1 pseudogene is annotated in these 649 nt (G+C 37.1%); it reads left to right on the top strand.

Annotated features, from left to right (window positions below):
- Positions 1-649: pseudogene (locus DRF58_RS18200) on the top strand (restriction endonuclease subunit R); the annotation flags it as partial.

Raw genomic sequence — 649 nt, forward strand, 5'->3', positions numbered from 1 at the left:
TACCAAAGAACAAATTGAAGCATTCAGAGATACGTCTTATGACGGCACATTAAATAATCGTGGAAAGCATTATCAATTTGCCAACTTCATTGATGGAAAATGGGTTCACGATTTTTATTACACCGAAGGAAATATTTACGCAAAAATGGAACAGTTGGAGCGGGATTTTTGCCGAAGTTCGGCTTCCAATTTTTTAATTAATAATAAAATTGGCGCCGGCACTGCCGGTCAATACGAAAAACAAAAAGCATTATTAGAAAATGTCCTACCAAAAGCGAAATCGCTAGATGAGATTTATATCAGTCCGAACCACGAGTTCGTACACAAATTTGAGCTAGGTCAAATAGAAAAAGACCAATATAATCATATTACAAAACGTACCGAATCAGTCATTGTAGATTACAATCTTGCGGAAAAATTCAAAGATTTTGTAGGCACCTTGTCAAGTGAAGCGTTTGCGGGTTCTTCAGCTTGGGAAGTGCGAAGCTTTGTAGATAACGAAACGGTTACAGGAAGCGATAAAGAGAGGAATGCGTTAGTTAGAGAAAGACGAAAAGCTGCTGCGAACGATTTGTTTTACAAGTTTGTTCGGGAAGAACTTTCCAATGATATTAGAAATCGTTTTGTAAAAGACTTTAACCGCAATTAC

It is taken from the genome of Epilithonimonas hispanica (genome assembly GCF_003385395.1).
Classification (GTDB): Bacteria; Bacteroidota; Bacteroidia; order Flavobacteriales; family Weeksellaceae; genus Epilithonimonas; species Epilithonimonas hispanica.